The following is a 17,139-nucleotide window of genomic DNA, read 5'->3' as shown; positions in this document are numbered from 1 at the left end:
AACCCACGCGCGAGAAGTCCACGCATAGGACTGGCTGACCGGGCTTGACCCGTTGCAGCACTACCCTCGCAGCACGCCTGCTAACCCTCGCCCCGCTGGCGAGCACGGCGTCCCCCCGGGGGCGCCGTTCCCGTGTCCGGGCACGTGTGCATCGGCCCGGGGCCCGGGCGACCGCCCCGCCCGCCCGCGTGCAGCGGACGGTCCCTCGCGCCGAATACGCTGGCTCCATGACCTCAGCGCCGAGCGTGTCCTCGTCCATCACCGTCCGCCTCCAGGTCGAGGCGAGGCCCACCGCGGTCAGCGAGCTCACGACCGCGATCGAGCAGACCGGCGGGATCGTCTCGGCGCTCGACGTCACCGCGTCGGGCCACGAGCGCATCACGGTCGACGTCACGGTCGCGACGCGCGGCGAGTCGCACGCCGAGGAGATCGTCGCGGCGCTACGCGCCCTGCACGGCGTGACGGTGGACCGGGTCTCGGACCGCACGTTCCTGCTGCACCTGGGCGGCAAGCTCCAGATCGAGTCCAAGGTCCCCATCCGCAACCGCGACGACCTGTCGATGATCTACACGCCGGGCGTCGCGCGGGTCTGCGAGGCCATCGCGGCCCACCCCGAGGACGCGCGCCGCCTGACGATCAAGCGCAACACGATCGCGGTCGTCACGGACGGGTCGGCGGTGCTGGGACTCGGGGACATCGGTCCGCTCGCGTCCCTGCCCGTCATGGAGGGAAAGGCCGCGCTGTTCAAGCGGTTCGCGGACATCGACGCGTTCCCCATCGCGCTCGACACGCAGGACACCGACGAGATCGTGCGCACGGTCAAGGCCATCGCGCCCGTCTTCGCCGGGATCAACCTCGAGGACATCTCGGCACCGCGCTGCTTCGAGATCGAGCGTCGGCTGCGCGCCGAGCTCGACATCCCCGTGTTCCACGACGACCAGCACGGTACGGCGATCGTCGCGCTCGCCGCGCTGACGAACGCGCTCAAGGTCGTGGGCAAGGACCTGGCCGAGGTGCGGATCGTGCTGTCCGGGGCGGGGGCCGCGGGGACGGCGGTCCTCAAGCTGCTCCTGGCGGCGGGCGCGCACGACGTCGTGGTCGCCGACGTCGAAGGCGTGGTCCACCCCGACCGCCCGGGCCTGTCGCCCGCGCTCGCGTGGACCGCGATCAGCACCAACCCGCGGCGCGTGAGCGGCACGCTCGTCGAGGCGCTCGTCGGGGCCGACGTCTTCATCGGCGTCTCCGCCCCGGACATCCTCACGGGCGACGACATCGCGACCATGGCGCCGGACTCGATCGTCTTCGCGATGGCCAACCCCACGCCCGAGGTGGACCCGGTCGAGGCCGCGCAGCACGCCGCGATCGTCGGCACCGGCCGCAGCGACTTCGCGAACCAGATCAACAACGTGCTCGCGTTCCCCGGGGTGTTCCGCGGCCTGCTGGACGCCCAGTCGCACAAGATCACCGACACGATGCTGCTCGCGGCGGCCCGCGCGCTCGCCTCGACGATCCACGAGGACCAGCTCAACCCGACGTACATCGTGCCGAGCGTGTTCAACCCCGAGGTCACGACCGTCGTGGCGGCTGCGGTCGAGGCCGCGGCCCGCGCGGAGGAGGCCGCCGCGTCGTCCACCGTCTGAGCGGCGGCCTGCCTGGCTGGACCTCTCGACGAGGCGAGCTGCCCGACGGCGCCGCGCACCGCCGTCGGGCAGCGTGCGTCTTCCCTGGGGCCGGCCGGGCGGAGAGCCGGGGTTCAGCGCGGCGCCGGCGCCCGTCGCAGGTCCGCGAGCGCGTCGACCCGCGAGCAGCACGCGGCGAGCAGCTCCTCGTCGTGGCTGATGAGGAGCACCCCCACGCCCTGGCCGGCGGCCTCGGCCTCGACGAGGCGCACGAGCGTCGCGGTCGTCGCGGCGTCGAGCATCGCGGTCGCCTCGTCGCAGATCAGGTAGCGGGGCTGCTGCGCGAGCGCCCGGGCGAGGCACGCTCGCTGGAGCTGGCCGTCGGAGACCTGGTGGGGTCTGCGCACGAGGAGGTCCGGCGTCAGCCCCACGCGCGCCGCGACGCCCTCGACGTCGATCGGTCGCCGGAGCACCTCGGCGGGCTGGGCGATGATCGAGCGCAACGTCAGCCGCGGGTCGGTCGACGCGCGGGGCGACTGGAACAGCATCGCCACGGACCCCCGCAGCTCCCGCTGGACCGCGAACCGCGTGCCCGTCGCGACCCGGTCGTCGATGCTCACGGTCCCCGCGCGCGGGGCGTCGAGCAGCGCCAGGACCCGCGCGAGCGTCGTCTTGCCCGTGCCCGAGGGGCCCGCCAGGCCCACGATCGTGCCCGCCGGGACGCTGATCGACACGTCCACGAGGACCGGGGGCTTGCGCCGGTAGCCGGCCACGACGCCGCGCGCCTCGAGGCTCATCAGGCCACCTCGTCGCGCAGCGTGCGGTACGAGCGGTCGCCGACCCGGACGAGGGTCGTCGGGCCGCCCGACTGCCGTGTCCCGGGGCGACGCAGGTGATAGACGCAGTCGTCGGGCAGGTCGGTGAGCTGCGGCGGCGACCCTGGCAGCGGGTGCAGCCCGCGCGAGGGCAGGGCGTCCAGGAGGTCGCGCGTGTAGTCGTGCCACGGGTCGTCGAACACCTCGGCCGCCGGTCCCGTCTCCATGAGGCGCGAGGCGTACATGACCGCGAGCCGGTCGGCGACGCCCGTGCGGACCAGGGACGCGAGGTCGTGCGTGATGAGCAGGACCGCGGCGCCGTCGTCGGCGCACTCGCGCAGCAGCCCCAGGACCCTGTCGGTCAGCGCGCGGTCGAGGCTCGCGGTGGGCTCGTCCGCGACGATCACCGACGGGTCCCCCGCGAGCGCCCCGGCCACGGCGACGCGCTGCGCCATGCCGCCCGAGAGCTCGTGCGGGTAGCAGTCCAGGGCCGAGGGGTCGAGGCCCACGCGCACGGCCAGCTCGTCGCTCGTGCGCGCCGAGCCGAGTGCCGCGATCGTCTCGTCGAGCTGCGAGCGCGCGGTGCGCACAGGGGTCAGGTGCGTGGCCGCCGACTGCGGGACGAGGGCCGCGTGCCTCCCCCGGAAGGGTTCGCCCGCGAACACGTCGATGACCCCGTGCGGGGTGGTGACCCTGATCTCGCCGGTCCGGCGGGCCCCCACCGGGAGCTGGTCCATGACCGCCGAGGCCAGGATCGACTTGCCGCAGCCCGACTCCCCCACGAGCGCCGTGACGGTGCCGCGCGGGACGTCGAGGCTCACGTCGCTCGCGGCATGGACCACCGACCCGGACGGCAGCGGCAGGCGGACGGTGAGGTGCTCGACGCGCAGGCTCGAAGTGCTCGAAGTGCTCATAGTCTCAGCTCCGAGGGCTGGGGCGGGGTGACGACCTTGCGCAGCGCCTGGCCCGCGAACGCGACCGCGAGCGTCACGACCACGAGCACCGCCGCCGGGAAGACGAGCGTCCACCACCCGCCCAGGAGCAGGGAGCTGCGCGCCTCCTCGAGGAGCGTGCCGAGGCTCGGCTCGTGCGGCGGGAGGCCGAAGCCCAGGAAGGACAGGGTGGACTCGTGCCACACCGCGTGCGGCAGCAGCAGCACGACCGCGATCAGCGCCTGCGGGGCCGTGGCCGGCACGAGGTGGCGCACCGCGACCTGTCGGCGGTTCGCTCCCGCGAGGACCGCGGCGTCGACGAACGGGCGCTGGCGCAGGCTGAGGATCTCCGAGCGGACGATGCGCGCGACCTGCGTCCAGTGGGTCAGCGCGATCGACAGGACGATGGCCAGGAGACTCCCGCGGAACATCGCCACGATCACGATGCCGAGCAGCAGGTGCGGCAGGGCGTTGACCGCGTCGGTGCTCCGCATGATGATCCGGTCCGGCCACCCGCCCCAGAACCCGGCGGCCGTGCCGACCACGACCCCGATCACGGTCGCGAGCAGCGCGCACAGCAGCGCCACCAGGAGCGAGGTCCGGATGCCCGACGCGATGCGCACGAACAGGTCGCGGCCCGCCGAGTCGGTACCGAACAGGTGCTCGGACGACGGCGCCTGGCGGGCCTGCGCGAAGTCCGTGACCCGGTCGTCGACGCCCGCGAGCCACGGGACCAGGACGGCGTAGAGCACCACGACCGCCAGGACCGCGCCCGCGACCACCAGGTGGCGCCTAGCCATCGGTGCTCACCCGGGGGTCCATCAGCGCGACGACCACGTCCGCGAGGAGGGACCCGAGCATGACCACGACCGTGGTCCCGATCGTCAGGAACGCCAGGAGCGCCATGTCGAGGTCCCGGGCCGACGTCACGATCGCGCCCGCCACCCCTGGCCAGCTGAAGACCTCCTCGACGAGGACCGCACCCACCACGAGCTCGGGCAGCCGCACCCCCACGATGTTGACGAACGGCGCGAGCGAGGTCGGCACGATGTGGCGGCGCGTGACCGCACGCGTCGGGATGCCGCGCGAGACGGCCCCCGCGACGAAGTCCTCGCCCTTCGACGTCACGACGGACTCGCGCACCGCGAGAAGCAGCCACGGCACCTGCGCGACCGCGAGGACCACGACCGGCAGGACCAGATGCCGCAGGACGCCACCGGCGGTGGGGTCGGCACCCGCGTCCGTGAGCCCCGCCGCGGGCAACCACCCCAGCGTGAGCGCCAAGACCGCGATCGCGGCGAGCGACAGGACGAACGGCGGCAACCCCTGCACCACGACGCACAGCGCCGTGACCGCCCGGTCCACGACCCCGCCGCTGCGCACGCCCGCCGTGATCCCCAGCAGGAGCGCGACCACGACCGCGAGCGCGAGCGCGGTACCCGCGAGCAGCAGCGTCCACGGCAGGCGTTCCGCGACGACCTGCGCGACCGGCTGGTTGAACGACCGCGACAGGCCCAGGTCCCCGCCGAACAGGTCCTGCAACCACCCCCAGTACGTCGAGTACCAGGGTCGGTCGAACCCGAGCTGCTCCGAGATGATCGCCTTGTCGGCCTCGGTCGTGGTCATGTACCGGGTGCCGAGGTAGCCGACGAGCGGGTCGAACGGCGAGTACTTCGCCGCCGCGAACAGGCCCGCGGAGACGGCCGCCGTGACGGGCAGGATGAACAGCAGGCGGCGCCCCACCATGGCCCAGACGTCGCGGTGGCGCCCGCGGCGCAGGTCCCGGACCGAGGGTGCGGCGTCCTCCCCGGGGCGGGAGGCGCCGTCGGGCTCGGCCGGCTCGGCCGGGCGCTCCCCGCGCCCTGCCTGGACCGTGGTCACCGGTCTCTCGTCCAGGACTGCAGCGACCACCACGGTCCCCACGTCACGCCGTGCGCGTGCGGTTCGAGGACCGGGCCGGACATCGTCCACCCCGCGTCCTTCGAGACGTACGTGTGGTCGAGGAACACGAGGTACACGTAGCCCGGGTCGTCGATGTACGCGTCCTGGACCTGGCGGTAGGCCGCGTCGCGCTCGGCCTGGTCGAGGCTGCGGCGCCCCACCTCCAGTGCGGCGTCGACCGTCGCGTCCTGGTAGTCGCTGGGATTGTCGTAGATGCTGCCGACGTCGGGCTGGACGAACACCGAGCTCAGGGCGCCGTACGCCTGCGTGTCGGGGTCGAAGGGCTCGTCACCGCCGCCCAGGAGCGTCGAGTCGGTGTTGATGCGCGGGTCGATCCGGTCCCAGGACAGCGCCTCGAGGTTCACCTCGACGCCGACCGCGAGCGCGTCGGACGCGAAGGCCTGCGCCAGGTCGCGGCGCACCGTGTCGACCGAGTTGTACATGAGCGCGATCTGCGCGCGCTGCCCGTCCTTGACGCGGATCCCGTCCGGGCCCACGACCCAGCCGGCCTCGGTGAGGATCTGCTCGGCCCGCGCCGGGTCGTACGCGAAGACCGCGCCGGGCTCGTACGCGTCGCCGTACACCTCGGGGATGGGGGTGGCGGCCACGCGCCCGTGGCCGCCCAGGACGTCGTCGATCATCGACTGCCGGTTCGCGGCCAGGTTGAGGGCCATGCGGACCGCGGGGTCGCCCGAGACGGGGTTGTCGGTGGGCAGGGACAGGCCGCGCCAGTCGGCCGAGGTGTGCGCGGTGACCGTCGTGCCGTCCTTGCCCTCGAACGTGTTCGCGAGCAGCGGCGGCAGGTTGGTGCCGTCGATCTCGCCCGAGGCCATGCGCTGCGCGCGCGTGTTGTCGTCGGGGACGTAGAGCAGCGTGAGCCTCTTGACCTCGGGCGCACCGTCCCAGTAGTCCTCGTTGGCCTCGAGGACCGCGCGGTCCGGGGACAGGTCGACGAGCGTGTACGGCCCGGTCCCGACCGGCGCGGTGTTGAGCGCGGAGTCGGCCGCGAGGCCGGGGGTCGCGACGGCCTCCGACGGCACGATGCCGATGAGCATCTTCGTCAGGAGCGGCGCGTACGAGTAGGCGAGGTGGAGCTCGACCGTGTCGTCGCCCACCTGGACGACCTCCTCGATCATGTCGAACGACGAGCGCGCCTCGGACGCGGACGCGGGGTCCAGGATGGCCTCGTACGTCGCGACGACGTCCTCGGGGCCGAACGTGCTGCCGTCGGAGAACGTGACGCCCGGGCGGATCTTCACGGTCCACACGGTCGCGTCCTCGTTGGCCGTGGGCAGCTCGGCGGCGAGCGCGGGCTCGAACCCTGGCATGCCCTCGCCCCCGGTGAGGCGGACCAGGCCGTCGTACATCTTGGCCTCGCCCGCGGCCCCGAAGCCCGCGACGGGGTTGTACCCCCCGAGCTCGTACCCGTCGGCGAGCACGATGCCCTCGGTGCTCCCGCCCGGGCTCGTGCCGTCGGCGCTCCCTCCCGGCGCGGTGCACGCGGCGAGGACCAGGACGCCGCCCAGGGCGACCACCGGAAGCACAGGACGTACTGCTCGAGACAGCGCCACGACGTTCCCTTCGCAGTGCGCAGCGCTGCGCACCTGGTCAGTAGTTCGGGTTCCCGCCATCGTGGCACCGTTGCGACCGTGTCGCATGAGGAACCGGCCCGACGACGGCGCGCACCGTTTTGTCAGCACCCTCGCCATTTTCGGGAAGCAGTGACGCCGGTCACCCGTTGGGGTCTAGACTCGCCCAGTCGGGGCAGGACAGGCCCCGTCGCTCGACGTGTCTCGCACCCCTCCCACCACCTCGCGGGCGGAGGGGATCTCACGTCACGAGCCCCGCACCAGAGTCGATGCGCACCGGAGGTAAGAGTGCCTGAGAATGTGACCACCACGGAGAACCAGGTCGACGGGCAGCCCGAGTCGCCGGGTCTGGAGAACCTTCTCCACGAGGAGCGCAGCTTCCCGCCCAGCCCTGAGTTCGCCGCTCAGGCCAACGCCCAGCCGGCCCTGTACGAGGAGGCCAAGGCCGACCGTCTCGCGTTCTGGGCGCGTCAGGCCACCGAACTCGTGTCGTGGCGGACGCCGTTCACCGAGACGCTCGACTGGTCGAACGCGCCCGTCGCGCGCTGGTTCGCCGACGGCACGCTCAACGCGGCGTACAACGCGGTGGACCGTCACGTCGAGGCGGGCAACGGCGACCGCGTCGCGATCCACTTCGAGGGCGAGCCGGGCGACACGCGCACCGTCACCTACGCGGACCTGCAGCGCGAGGTCTCGCGCGCGGCCAACGCACTGAACGCGCTCGGCGTGACCACGGGCGACCGCGTCGTCATCTACCTGCCCATGATCGTCGAGGCCGTCGTCGCGATGCTGGCCTGCGCCCGCATCGGTGCCCCGCACTCCGTGGTGTTCGGCGGGTTCTCGGCCGACGCGCTGCGCAGCCGCATCGCGGACGCCGAGGCCAAGGTCGTCATCACCGCGGACGGCGGCTACCGCCGTGGGTCCGCGTCGGCGCTCAAGCCCGCGGTCGACGAGGCCCTCGCTCCCAAGGAGGGTGCCGAGGCCACGACGGTCGAGCACGTCCTCGTGGTGCGACGCACCGGGCAGGACGTGGAGTGGACGCAGGGGCGCGACGTCTGGTGGCACGACGCCCTCGAGGCGGCCGACGTCCAGCACACGCCCGTGTGGGTCGAGGCCGAGCACCCGCTGTTCATCCTCTACACGTCGGGCACCACCGGGAAGCCCAAGGGCATCCTGCACACGACGGGCGGCTACCTGACGCAGGCGTCGTACACGCACAAGAACGTGTTCGACCTCAAGGCCGAGACCGACGTCTACTGGTGCACCGCGGACATCGGCTGGGTCACGGGCCACTCCTACGTGACGTACGGTCCGCTGCTCAACGGCGCGACGCAGGTCATCTACGAGGGCACGCCCGACTCCCCGCACCAGGGCCGCTGGTGGGAGATCATCGAGAAGTACAAGGTCTCGATCTTCTACACGGCGCCCACCGCGATCCGCGCGTGCATGAAGTGGGGCGAGGAGATCCCGAACAAGTTCGACCTCACGAGCCTGCGTGTCCTGGGCTCGGTCGGTGAGTCCATCAACCCGGAGGCGTGGATGTGGTACCGCCGCGTCATCGGCGGCGACAAGGCACCCATCGTCGACACGTGGTGGCAGACCGAGACGGGCGCGATCATGATCTCGCCCCTGCCGGGCGTGACCGCGACCAAGCCGGGCTCGGCCCAGGTGCCGCTGCCGGGCATCGTCGCGGACGTGGTCGACGACAACGCGCAGCCGGTGCCGAACGGTGGCGGCGGCTACCTCGTCCTGTCGGAGCCGTGGCCGTCCATGCTGCGCGGCATCTGGGGCGACCTCGAGCGCTTCAAGGACACCTACTGGTCCCGCTTCCCGGGCATCTACTTCGCGGGTGACGGCGCCAAGAAGGACGAGGACGGCGACATCTGGCTGCTCGGGCGCGTCGACGACGTCATGAACGTCTCGGGCCACCGCCTGTCGACCACGGAGATCGAGTCCGCGCTGGTGTCGAACCCGCTCGTGGCCGAGGCCGCGGTCGTGGGCGCCACGGACGAGCTGACCGGCCAGGCCGTGGTCGCGTTCGTCATCCTGCGCGGCGAGCACGCGGCCCGCGCGGCCGACCCGGAGGGGGCCGCGGCCGTCGAGCTCGAGCTGCGCAACCACGTGGCCAAGGAGATCGGGCCCATCGCGAAGCCCCGCAAGATCCTCGTGGTCCCCGAGCTGCCCAAGACGCGCTCGGGCAAGATCATGCGCCGCCTGCTGCGCGACGTGGCCGAGAACCGCACCGTCGGGGACGCGACGACCCTCGCGGACTCGTCCGTCATGACGCTCATCGCGTCGGGGCTGGCGAAGCCGGCGGGCTCGGAGGACTGAGGCGGGCCCGGCGCGCCGAGCTGGTCGGTGCGCCGGGCGACCGGCACCCGAGGCCCGACAGGCCTCGGGTGCGGACGCCGCACGTGGCGCGCGCTCCGCCGTCGGGCCTCGTGGCCTTCCCCGGCCCTGCCGGGCGCCCTACGCCGGCTCGGGAGCGGCGTCCTTCGACGGCCCGACGCCGTCGCTCGCCTCCCCCGCCTCGGCCGCCTCGTTCGCAGGGCTCGTCGCGAGGACCACGCAGCCCGCGAGCGCGACGAGCGCCGCGACGGCGACCGCCGGGTCCCAGCCCGAGCGGATCGTGTCACCCAGGACGGCGATGCCCACGGCCCCCGGGACGACGACCTCGACGACCGACAGGATCGCGGCGTTCGTCCCGACCTTGCCGTGCTCGAGCGAGCGCAGGTAGGCGAGCGCACCCACGACCCCGAACACGACGATGGCGATCGCGAGCGGCTGGAAGATCGTGTCCCAGATGTCCCCCGAGGCGTGCGCGCCTCGGGCTGCGACGGCCGCCCCCGAGTACCCGAGCGCCCCGATCAGCGCGAGCAGCACAGGGGTCCCGGCCTTGTAGAACACCAGCGCGAGGACCGCGAGCCCCACGGCCACCCCGATGAGCACGGGCGTGAACCAGTCCGGCGGGACAGGTGCGGGCTGCTCACCGCCCGCGATCCCCAGCACCACGAGCGCTGCCACGATGGCCGTCATGGCGACGACGTCGATCCGCCGCATGGGCACGGACAAGAACATCCTGGCGAGCAGCACCGTGACGACGAGCGAGCTCGCGAGCACGGCCTGGACCACGAACAGCGGCAGGTGGTCGAGCGCGACGAGCGAGAACAGCCACGCGACGAGGTCGACCGTGAACGCGAGGATCACGAGCGGCTGCCGCACCACGGCGAGCCCCTGCGCGCGGCGGGCCGCGACGGCCTGCATGACGGTACTGACGCCGTAGCCGATCGCGGCGGCGACGGCGGCGAGCAGGCTGAGGAGCACGGGACCAGTCTCCCCGGTGGGAGCGGGCGGCGCGCGGCGACGCGCCCCGGCCGGGTCGCCGCGACCAGCGAGGTCCAGGGGCCGCGCTCGCTCTGACCCGTCCGGGTGCGGGTTCTGTCACACGAGCCTCCCCTGCCGTTCACGGGGTCGAAACGCACCGTGGCTACGGTGACGGCCATGCGCATCGAACCCCTCACCTTCCCCGCGCCCGGTGGCGGCGCGCTCACCTCCCCGTCCCGCCACGGCGGGGCCACGGTCCGGTCGGGCCGTCCGGGGGATCCGGCAGGCCCGGCCAGGACGGCCGACCTACGCCGGGCCGCCCCGGTCCGAGCGCCCCTGCCGGGCTCTCGCTGCTCGACAGCCTCGCCGCCAGGACGGCCGACCTGTCGCACCTCGCCGACGTGCTGATCGACTGCGTCCAGGGCGGCGCGAGCGTCGGCTGGGTCGAGGCACCGACCAAGGAGGCTGCGACGGCCTGGTGGTCCGCGTTCCTCGCAGACCCTGACCACCGCACGTGGGTCGGTCGTGACGAGTCGGGGAGGATCGTCGCGACCGCCTCGCTCGCCCTGACCTCGAAGGCCAACGGCACGCACCGCGCCGAGGTCGTCAAGCTCCTGGTCCACCGTCAGGCGCGCGGTCACAGGTTCGCACCGGGGCTCATGGCGACGATCGAACGCTTCGCACGCGCCGAGGGGCTCACGCTGCTGACGCTCGACACCGAGACAGGCAGCCTGGCCGAGTCCCTGTACCGGCGCTGGGGCTGGACAGAGGTCGGCGCCGTCCCCGGGTTCGCGAAGGTCGCGGGTGGCGCGCTCGTGTCGACGACGATCTTCTACAAGCTGCTCGGCGGACGCTGACGGCACACGCCCGGCCTTCCGGCGCCCGGCCCGGGCACCGGACGCCGCACACCGGACGCGCGCTACCCCTCCGCGAGGACCTCCAGGATCGCGGCGCCGTACCGCTCGCGCTTGGCGGCGCCGATCCCGCTGACGTCGGACAGGTCGTCGATCGAGGCGGGGTGGCGCTGCGCGAGCGCCCGCAGGGTCGCGTCGTGGAAGACGACGTAGGCCGGTACCCCGCTCTCCTTCGCGGTCGCGCTCCGCCAGGCGCGCAGCCTCTCCATGCGCGCCGCGGCGTCGGGGGTCAGCTCCGCGTCGGCGGCAGCGGCCGCGGGCTTGCGGGTGCGCGAGGCCTTGGTCCGCACGTCCCGGCGCAGCCGGACCTCCTGCGCGCCTCCGAGCACCGGGTCCGCGGCCTCGGTCAGGCTCAGGGTCCCGTAGCCCTCGCTGTCGACGCCGAGCAGGCCCTGCGCGAGGATCTGCCGAACGACCGTGCGCCACTCGGTGGCGCTGAGGTCCGCGCCGACCCCGAAGACGGGCAGCTGGTCGTGCCCGAGCGAGGTGACCCGCGGCGTCGACTTCCCGGTGAGGATGTCGACGACGTGCCCGGCGCCGTAGCGCTGCCCCTGACGTTCCAGGCGCAGGACGGTCGACAGGACCTTCTGAGCGGCGACGGTCCCGTCCCACGACTCGGGTGGCGCGAGGCACGTGTCGCAGTTCCCGCACGCGGGCCCGTCCTGGCCGAAGTACGCGAGGAGCTGGACCCTGCGGCACGTGACGGTCTCGCACAGGGCGAGCATCGCGTCGAGGTTCGCGCCCATCCGACGCTTGTGCGCCGCGTCGCCCTCGGACGTGTCGATCATGCGCCGCTGCTGGACGACGTCCTGGAGCCCGTACGCGAGCCACGCGGTCGAGGGCAGGCCGTCTCGTCCGGCGCGGCCCGTCTCCTGGTAGTAGCCCTCGACCGACTTGGGCAGGTCGAGGTGCGCGACGAACCGCACGTCGGGCTTGTCGATGCCCATGCCGAACGCGATGGTCGCGACCATGACGATGCCGTCCTCGCGCAGGAACCTCGACTGGTTGGCTGCGCGCAGGGTGGCGGGCATGCCCGCGTGGTAGGGCAGCGCCGGGATCCCGTGCGCGTTCAGGTGCTCGGCGGTGGTCTCGACCGAGGCGCGCGAGAGGCAGTAGACGATGCCCGCGTCCCCGGCGTGCTCGGCCCGGATCAGGTCGACGAGCTGGGTGCGCGGGGAGTCCTTGGGCGCGATGCGGTACGTGATGTTGGGGCGGTCGAAGCTCGAGACGAAGGTGCGCGCGTCGTGCAGCTCGAGCCGTCGGACGATCTCGTCGGCCGTCTGCCGGGTCGCGGTCGCGGTGAGCGCGATCCTCGGGACGTCGGGCCACGTCTCGGCGAGCACCGTCAGCCGCAGGTAGTCGGGTCGGAAGTCGTGGCCCCAGGCCGAGACGCAGTGGGCCTCGTCGATCGCGAACAGGGACACCTTCCCCGCCTGCAGGAGACGCACGGTCTCGGGCACCCCGAGGCGTTCGGGGGCCAGGTACAGCAGGTCGAGCTCTCCGGCGAGGAAGGCCTCCTCGACCGCGCGGCGCTCGGGCAGCGACTGGGTCGAGTTGAGGAACCCGGCGCGTGCCCCGAGGGCGGACAGCGCGTCCACCTGGTCCTGCATGAGTGCGATGAGGGGCGAGACGACCACGCCTGTACCTGGCCGCAGGAGCGCGGGGATCTGGTAGCACAGCGACTTGCCCCCACCTGTGGGCATGAGGACGAGCGCGTCCTGCCCGCGCAGGACGGTGTCGATGATCTCCGCCTGGTCGCCCCGGAAGCGGTCGTACCCGAAGACGGTCGTCAGGACGTCGAGCGCGGTGCGCGTCTCGGGCAGGGCGGATGCTGTCACGGGGTGGGTGCTTCCTTCACGCTCGGGTCGGCCGGTGTCCGGGGGATCGCGGCCCATCCTTCCTCAGGAGGCTGCCCGCGACCAGCACGAGGTAGGCGACGAGCAGCGCTGCGGCGCCCCAGGACAGCGCGGCGTAGGACGAGACCGCGATGACGATCCCGGCGAGCACCCCGCCGACTGCTCCGCCGAGGTTCATCGCGAAGTCGGACAGTCCCTGGACCTGGGTCCGGTCGGTCGCGGGCGTCGCGTCGATGAGCAGCGCCGACCCGGCCACGAGCCCGCACGACCAGCCCACGCCGAGCAGCACGAGCCCGACGGTCAGCCGCGCCGAGTCGTCGCTCGGCGCCCCGGCGACGATCACGGCCGAGGCGAGCAGGATCGCGCCGCCCACCACGAGCACGCGGGAGTGGCCGACCTTGTCCGCGGCCCACCCGATCACGGGGCTGAGCACGTACATGCCCGCGATGTGCGCGCTGATGACGATCCCGATGATCTGCAGGCTCGCTCCGCCGTGCCCCATGTGCACGGGCGTCATGGACATGAGCCCGACCATCACGAGGTGGCTCACGACGATCGCCGCGAGCGCGAGCTGCGCGGCGGCGGACGCGCGGATCACGGCCCACCCGGCGGCGAGCCCGGCGCGGAAGCCCGGGCGCGGCGGCGCCGGGGTGCCGGTGGGGCTCGGCACGTCCACGAGGCCCGACGGCGCCGCGTCGGCGGGTGCGCGGGCGGCGGTCCGGCTCGTGCCCGCCACCGCACGGGCCGCGGCCACGTGGAGCGGGTCGGGGCGCAGGAGCAGCCACACGGAGGCTGCGGCCGCGGCGAACGCGAGGGAGGCGACGAGCAGCGGTGCGGCGGACGTGCCGTGCGCACCGTGCTCCCCGGCCGGGCCGGGCAGGAGGCCGAGCTTCTCGGTCGCTCCGGCGAGGTTCGGTCCGAGGACCGACCCGATGGTCGTCGCCCAGATCACGACCGAGAGGTCGGTGGCGCGGCGTTCGGGGCGGGCGAGGTCGGTCGCGGTGAAGCGGGACGCGAGGCCGGTCGCGGACCCTGCCCCGAACAGGAGCATCCCGGCGAGCAGGAGGGGCCAGGTCTGGAGAAGGGTCGCGGTCGCCGCAAGGAGCGCCCCCAGGAACGCGACGACGTACCCGGTGGTGAGCGACCGGCGTCGGCCGTGGCGTTCGGCGAGGCGTGAGAGCGGCAGGGCGACGATCGCAGCGCCGACGACGGCCGTGGTCTGGGCGAGGCCCGCGACGGCGTCGGAGCCCGAGAGCTCGGACGCGATGAGCGAGCTCACCGAGATACCGGTCGCGACCCCGATCCCACCGAAGACCTGGCTTGCGGCGAGGACGGAGACGGTCCGCCGCTGGACGCGGTCGACGGGCTGGTCGACGGTCGGGTCGGCAGGCTCGGGCAGGGGTTCGGGGGTCACCTCGGCAGCCTAGTGGCGGGCGCCACCACCGAGCTGTCAGGGCGAGCGTGACCTGGATCCCCCGCTGGTCCTGACATCTCCGTGTCGAGGACCCGCAGCACGGCCCGCACGGCCTCCCGCCCGGCCCGGTTCGCCCCGATGGTCGACGCGCTCGGCCCGTACCCGACGAGCTGGACGCGGCGGTCGGCGACCACGGTCGGCCCGTCCATCACGATCCCGCCCCCGGGGCCGCGCAGCCCCAGCGGCCCGAGGTGGTCGAGCGCGGCCCGGAAGCCCGTGGCCCACAGGATCACGTCCGCGCCCTGGTGCGTCACGCCGTCGGGACGGACGCCGGGGTCCCACGCCACGCCGTCGGGCACGACGCGGGAGAACATCGGCAGGCGCCGCAGGACGCCCGACGCGATGCCCGCCTCGTACGCGGGCGTGAGCGGCAGGCCCGTGACCGACACGACGCTCTCCGGCGCGAGACCCGCGCGCGTCCGCTCGTCGACGAGGGCCACGGCGTCGCGCCCCCGGTTCTCGTCGAACGGGCCACCGACCCACACGGGCTCGCGGCGCGTGACCCACGTGGTCGAGGCCGCGTGGGGAGCGATCTGGAGCAGGAACTGGGTCGCGGACGCGCCGCCGCCCACGACGACCACGCGCTTGCCCGCGAAGTCCTCGGCGGCACCGAAGTCGTGCGTGTGGAGCTGCGTGCCCGCGAACGTCTCACGGCCCGGGTACCAGGGCCAGAACGGCTTGGTCCACGTCCCGGTCGCGTTGACGAGCGTCCGGGCGCGCCAGGCCACGGGCCCGTCGGGCGTGGTCGCCTCGACGAGCAGCGCCCCCGAGGCGTCGTCGTGCACCTCGCGCACCGCGACGGGCCGCAGCACCCGCAGGTCGTTGACCTGCTCGTACGCGCCGAAGTACCGCCCGACGGCGGTGCTCGCGCTCTCCTGCGGGTCGCCCGCGTCGAGGGCCAGGCCGGGCAGGTCGTGCACCGCGTGCGTCTGCGCCATCGTGAGCGACGGCCAGCGGAACTGCCACGCGCCCCCCGGGGCGGGCGAGGAGTCGAGCACCACGAAGGTGCGCAGGGCTCCCGAGGCCGCACCGTCGTCGGGTGCGCTCGACGGACGGCCGTCACGCCCGAGCGGGACGAAGCCCCGCCGCCGCAGGTGGAACGCGGCCGAGAGGCCGGCCTGTCCGGCACCCACCACGAGGACGTCGACGTCGAACGGCTGTGCCTGGGCGGACGAGGTGCTCACTCCCGTTCCAACCCCGCGCGCGCCGGGACTCATCCGGGACCGCCCGTGACGCGCCGCACAGCGGGCCGGGCATGCGCGCGCACCGCGGGGACGGCCCGTGAACGTCCGGTGGACCTTGACGGCCGCCTGGGTGTCCGCCCGGTGCGACCTGTGCGCAGCGGGCACCCTGGAGGGGTGACCCCGTTCGACGTCCTTCCCGGCGCGCCCCTGCCGGGCGCCTCGCTGCTGTCCTCGTCCGTGCCGCTCCCCGAGCCCGAGACCGGCACGACCCTGCCCCCCGCGGTGCTGCGCGAGCTCGCGGGACGCAGCGACTGGGTGTCGTCGTGGTGGACGGTCGGGCTGCTCGCGGCTGCGGCGGTCCTGGTCGCGGTCCTCGTCGCGTGGGACCGGCGGCGGCGCGCTGCGGCGCGCCGCGCGGACCCCGGCGACGGCGCGGACGGCGGCGGCACGGACGGCAGCGCACGCGGGCGCGGCGCGTGGCGCACCTGGGTGGGGACCGTCGCGTCGGGGCTCCTCGTGATCCTGGCGGTCACGGCCGCGGTCAACGCCTACGCGGGCTACGTGCCCAACGTCGCGGCCTTCCGCACCACGATGGCCGGGTGGGGACTCGTCGACCCGCCGCCCAGCCACCGGGACGAGCCGTCGGAGCGCGACGGTTCCTCGAAGGCGGGGTCGGTGACCTCGACCCCCGTCACGGCCCCCGACCTGCGCATGGCCGACGGCACGACCTGGGTCTACACGCCGCCCGGCTTCGACCCTGCGGCGGCCACGCGCTACCCCGTCGTCTACCTCTTCCACGGCAGCCCGGGTCAGCCGAGCGACTGGTTCGCCGCGGCCGACAGCGCGAACGTCATGGACACGCTGCTGGAGGCCCGCCTGGTCGAGCCCATGATCCTCGTCGCGGTCGACGTCAACGGGAAGGGCCCCTCGGCGCGGGACACCGAGTGCCTCGACTCGACCACGGGCGGCGCCCAGGTCGAGACGTACGTGACGGACGTGGTGATCCCCTGGGTCGACGAGAACTTCCCGACCGTGCCCGACCGCGCGCACCGCGCGATCGGCGGGATGTCCTCGGGCGGCTTCTGCGCGCTCAACCTGGGACTGCGACACCTCGACACGTTCGGCGCGATCATGGCGCTCGAACCGTACGGCGACCCGGGTGACGGCGGCCGCAGGATGCTCGCGACGCGGCAGGAGTTCGACGCCAACTCCCCCAGCCACTACCTCCCCACCATGGACTTCCCCCAGCCCGTCGCGGTGTTCCTCGACGGCGGCACCGAGTCGCCCCGCAAGGACCGCGAGGCCAACCGCCGGCTCGCCGCGGTGCTCACCGAGCGCGGCCAGACCGTCGAGCTGCGCGAGGAGAAGGGCCAGGGGCACACGTGGGCCATGGTCCACGTGGGCCTGCCGTACGGGTTGATGTTCCTCTCCGAGCACCTGGCGCAGCCCTGAACCGGACGCTCGACGACCCGCCGACGACTCGGTGACCGC

General features: G+C 73.6%; 13 protein-coding genes. 4 read left to right on the top strand and 9 right to left on the bottom strand.

Annotated elements, in window-relative coordinates:
• Positions 1–227: 227 nt before the first annotated feature.
• A complete protein-coding gene (locus H9640_RS18000; protein WP_191792143.1) occupies positions 228–1,640 on the top strand; it encodes an NAD-dependent malic enzyme in 1,413 nt (470 codons plus the stop codon).
• A gap of 113 nt (positions 1,641–1,753) precedes the next feature.
• Here H9640_RS18000 and H9640_RS17995 read toward each other — a convergent pair whose 3' ends face one another.
• From H9640_RS17995 to H9640_RS17975, 5 genes are read right to left on the bottom strand one after another with little or no spacing between them, the layout of a single operon-like run.
• A complete protein-coding gene (locus tag H9640_RS17995) occupies positions 1,754–2,416 on the bottom strand; it encodes an ABC transporter ATP-binding protein (RefSeq protein ID WP_191792142.1) in 663 nt (220 codons plus the stop codon).
• Positions 2,416–3,348: an ATP-binding cassette domain-containing protein gene (locus H9640_RS17990; protein ID WP_191792141.1), complete on the bottom strand. Its 933-nt coding sequence runs from the start codon at positions 3,346–3,348 to the stop codon at positions 2,416–2,418. Before H9640_RS17990 ends, H9640_RS17995 begins: the two co-directional genes overlap by 1 nt.
• Positions 3,345–4,166 (bottom strand): ABC transporter permease, encoded by an 822-nt coding sequence (locus H9640_RS17985; RefSeq protein WP_191792140.1) that lies wholly within the window; start codon positions 4,164–4,166, stop codon positions 3,345–3,347. The genes H9640_RS17990 and H9640_RS17985 overlap by 4 nt, the downstream gene beginning before the upstream one ends.
• Positions 4,159–5,247, bottom strand: a complete 1,089-nt coding sequence (locus tag H9640_RS17980; protein ID WP_318243836.1) for an ABC transporter permease — start codon at positions 5,245–5,247, stop codon at positions 4,159–4,161. The genes H9640_RS17985 and H9640_RS17980 overlap by 8 nt, the downstream gene beginning before the upstream one ends.
• A complete protein-coding gene (locus H9640_RS17975; protein ID WP_318243835.1) occupies positions 5,244–6,851 on the bottom strand; it encodes an ABC transporter substrate-binding protein in 1,608 nt (535 codons plus the stop codon). Before H9640_RS17975 ends, H9640_RS17980 begins: the two co-directional genes overlap by 4 nt.
• Positions 6,852–7,196: 345 nt before the next feature.
• Here H9640_RS17975 and acs point away from each other — a divergent pair, with 345 nt between their 5' ends.
• Entirely contained in the window at positions 7,197–9,227 is a 2,031-nt protein-coding gene (gene acs / locus H9640_RS17970; RefSeq protein WP_191792138.1) for an acetate--CoA ligase, read from the top strand.
• A gap of 138 nt (positions 9,228–9,365) precedes the next feature.
• Here acs and H9640_RS17965 read toward each other — a convergent pair whose 3' ends face one another.
• Positions 9,366–10,220 carry a hypothetical protein gene (locus H9640_RS17965; RefSeq protein ID WP_191792137.1) on the bottom strand — a complete coding sequence of 285 codons (855 nt, stop codon included), beginning with the start codon at positions 10,218–10,220 and terminating at the stop codon, positions 9,366–9,368.
• Between the two features lie 401 nt (positions 10,221–10,621).
• On the opposite strand from H9640_RS17965, the gene H9640_RS17960 reads away from it, so the two are divergent.
• Positions 10,622–11,077 (top strand): GNAT family N-acetyltransferase, encoded by a 456-nt coding sequence (locus H9640_RS17960; RefSeq protein ID WP_318243834.1) that lies wholly within the window; start codon positions 10,622–10,624, stop codon positions 11,075–11,077.
• A 62-nt stretch (positions 11,078–11,139) separates the two neighbouring features.
• Here the strand turns inward: H9640_RS17960 and recQ are convergent, their stop codons facing one another.
• From recQ to H9640_RS17945, 3 genes are read right to left on the bottom strand one after another with little or no spacing between them, the layout of a single operon-like run.
• Positions 11,140–13,029 carry a DNA helicase RecQ gene (recQ, locus tag H9640_RS17955; RefSeq protein ID WP_191792136.1) on the bottom strand — a complete coding sequence of 630 codons (1,890 nt, stop codon included), beginning with the start codon at positions 13,027–13,029 and terminating at the stop codon, positions 11,140–11,142.
• Entirely contained in the window at positions 12,989–14,404 is a 1,416-nt protein-coding gene (locus H9640_RS17950; protein WP_204807431.1) for an MFS transporter, read from the bottom strand. The genes recQ and H9640_RS17950 overlap by 41 nt, the downstream gene beginning before the upstream one ends.
• Positions 14,401–15,648 carry an NAD(P)-binding domain-containing protein gene (locus H9640_RS17945; RefSeq protein WP_318243833.1) on the bottom strand — a complete coding sequence of 416 codons (1,248 nt, stop codon included), beginning with the start codon at positions 15,646–15,648 and terminating at the stop codon, positions 14,401–14,403. Before H9640_RS17945 ends, H9640_RS17950 begins: the two co-directional genes overlap by 4 nt.
• 174 nt (positions 15,649–15,822) lie before the next feature.
• Between H9640_RS17945 and H9640_RS19795 the strand changes: the two genes are divergently transcribed.
• Complete coding sequence (locus H9640_RS19795; protein ID WP_191792134.1) at positions 15,823–17,100, top strand: alpha/beta hydrolase; 1,278 nt, start codon at positions 15,823–15,825, stop codon at positions 17,098–17,100.
• The last annotated feature ends 39 nt before the right edge of the window (positions 17,101–17,139 follow it).

It is taken from the genome of Oerskovia gallyi (genome assembly GCF_014836745.1).
GTDB lineage: Bacteria > Actinomycetota > Actinomycetes > Actinomycetales > Cellulomonadaceae > Oerskovia > Oerskovia paurometabola.
Note: the sequence above shows the minus strand (reverse complement) of the source record. Positions and strands in the feature narration are given on the sequence as shown.

What these genes read in the sequence shown, in the direction of transcription:
- H9640_RS18000 (WP_191792143.1), top strand. Translation starts at nt 228, where the DNA reads ATGACCTCAGCGCCGAGCGTGTCCTCGTCCATCACCGTCCGCCTCCAG.
- H9640_RS17995 (WP_191792142.1), bottom strand. Translation starts at nt 2,416, where the DNA reads ATGAGCCTCGAGGCGCGCGGCGTCGTGGCCGGCTACCGGCGCAAGCCC.
- H9640_RS17990 (WP_191792141.1), bottom strand. Translation starts at nt 3,348, where the DNA reads ATGAGCACTTCGAGCACTTCGAGCCTGCGCGTCGAGCACCTCACCGTC.
- H9640_RS17985 (WP_191792140.1), bottom strand. Translation starts at nt 4,166, where the DNA reads ATGGCTAGGCGCCACCTGGTGGTCGCGGGCGCGGTCCTGGCGGTCGTG.
- recQ (WP_191792136.1), bottom strand. Translation starts at nt 13,029, where the DNA reads ATGGGCCGCGATCCCCCGGACACCGGCCGACCCGAGCGTGAAGGAAGC.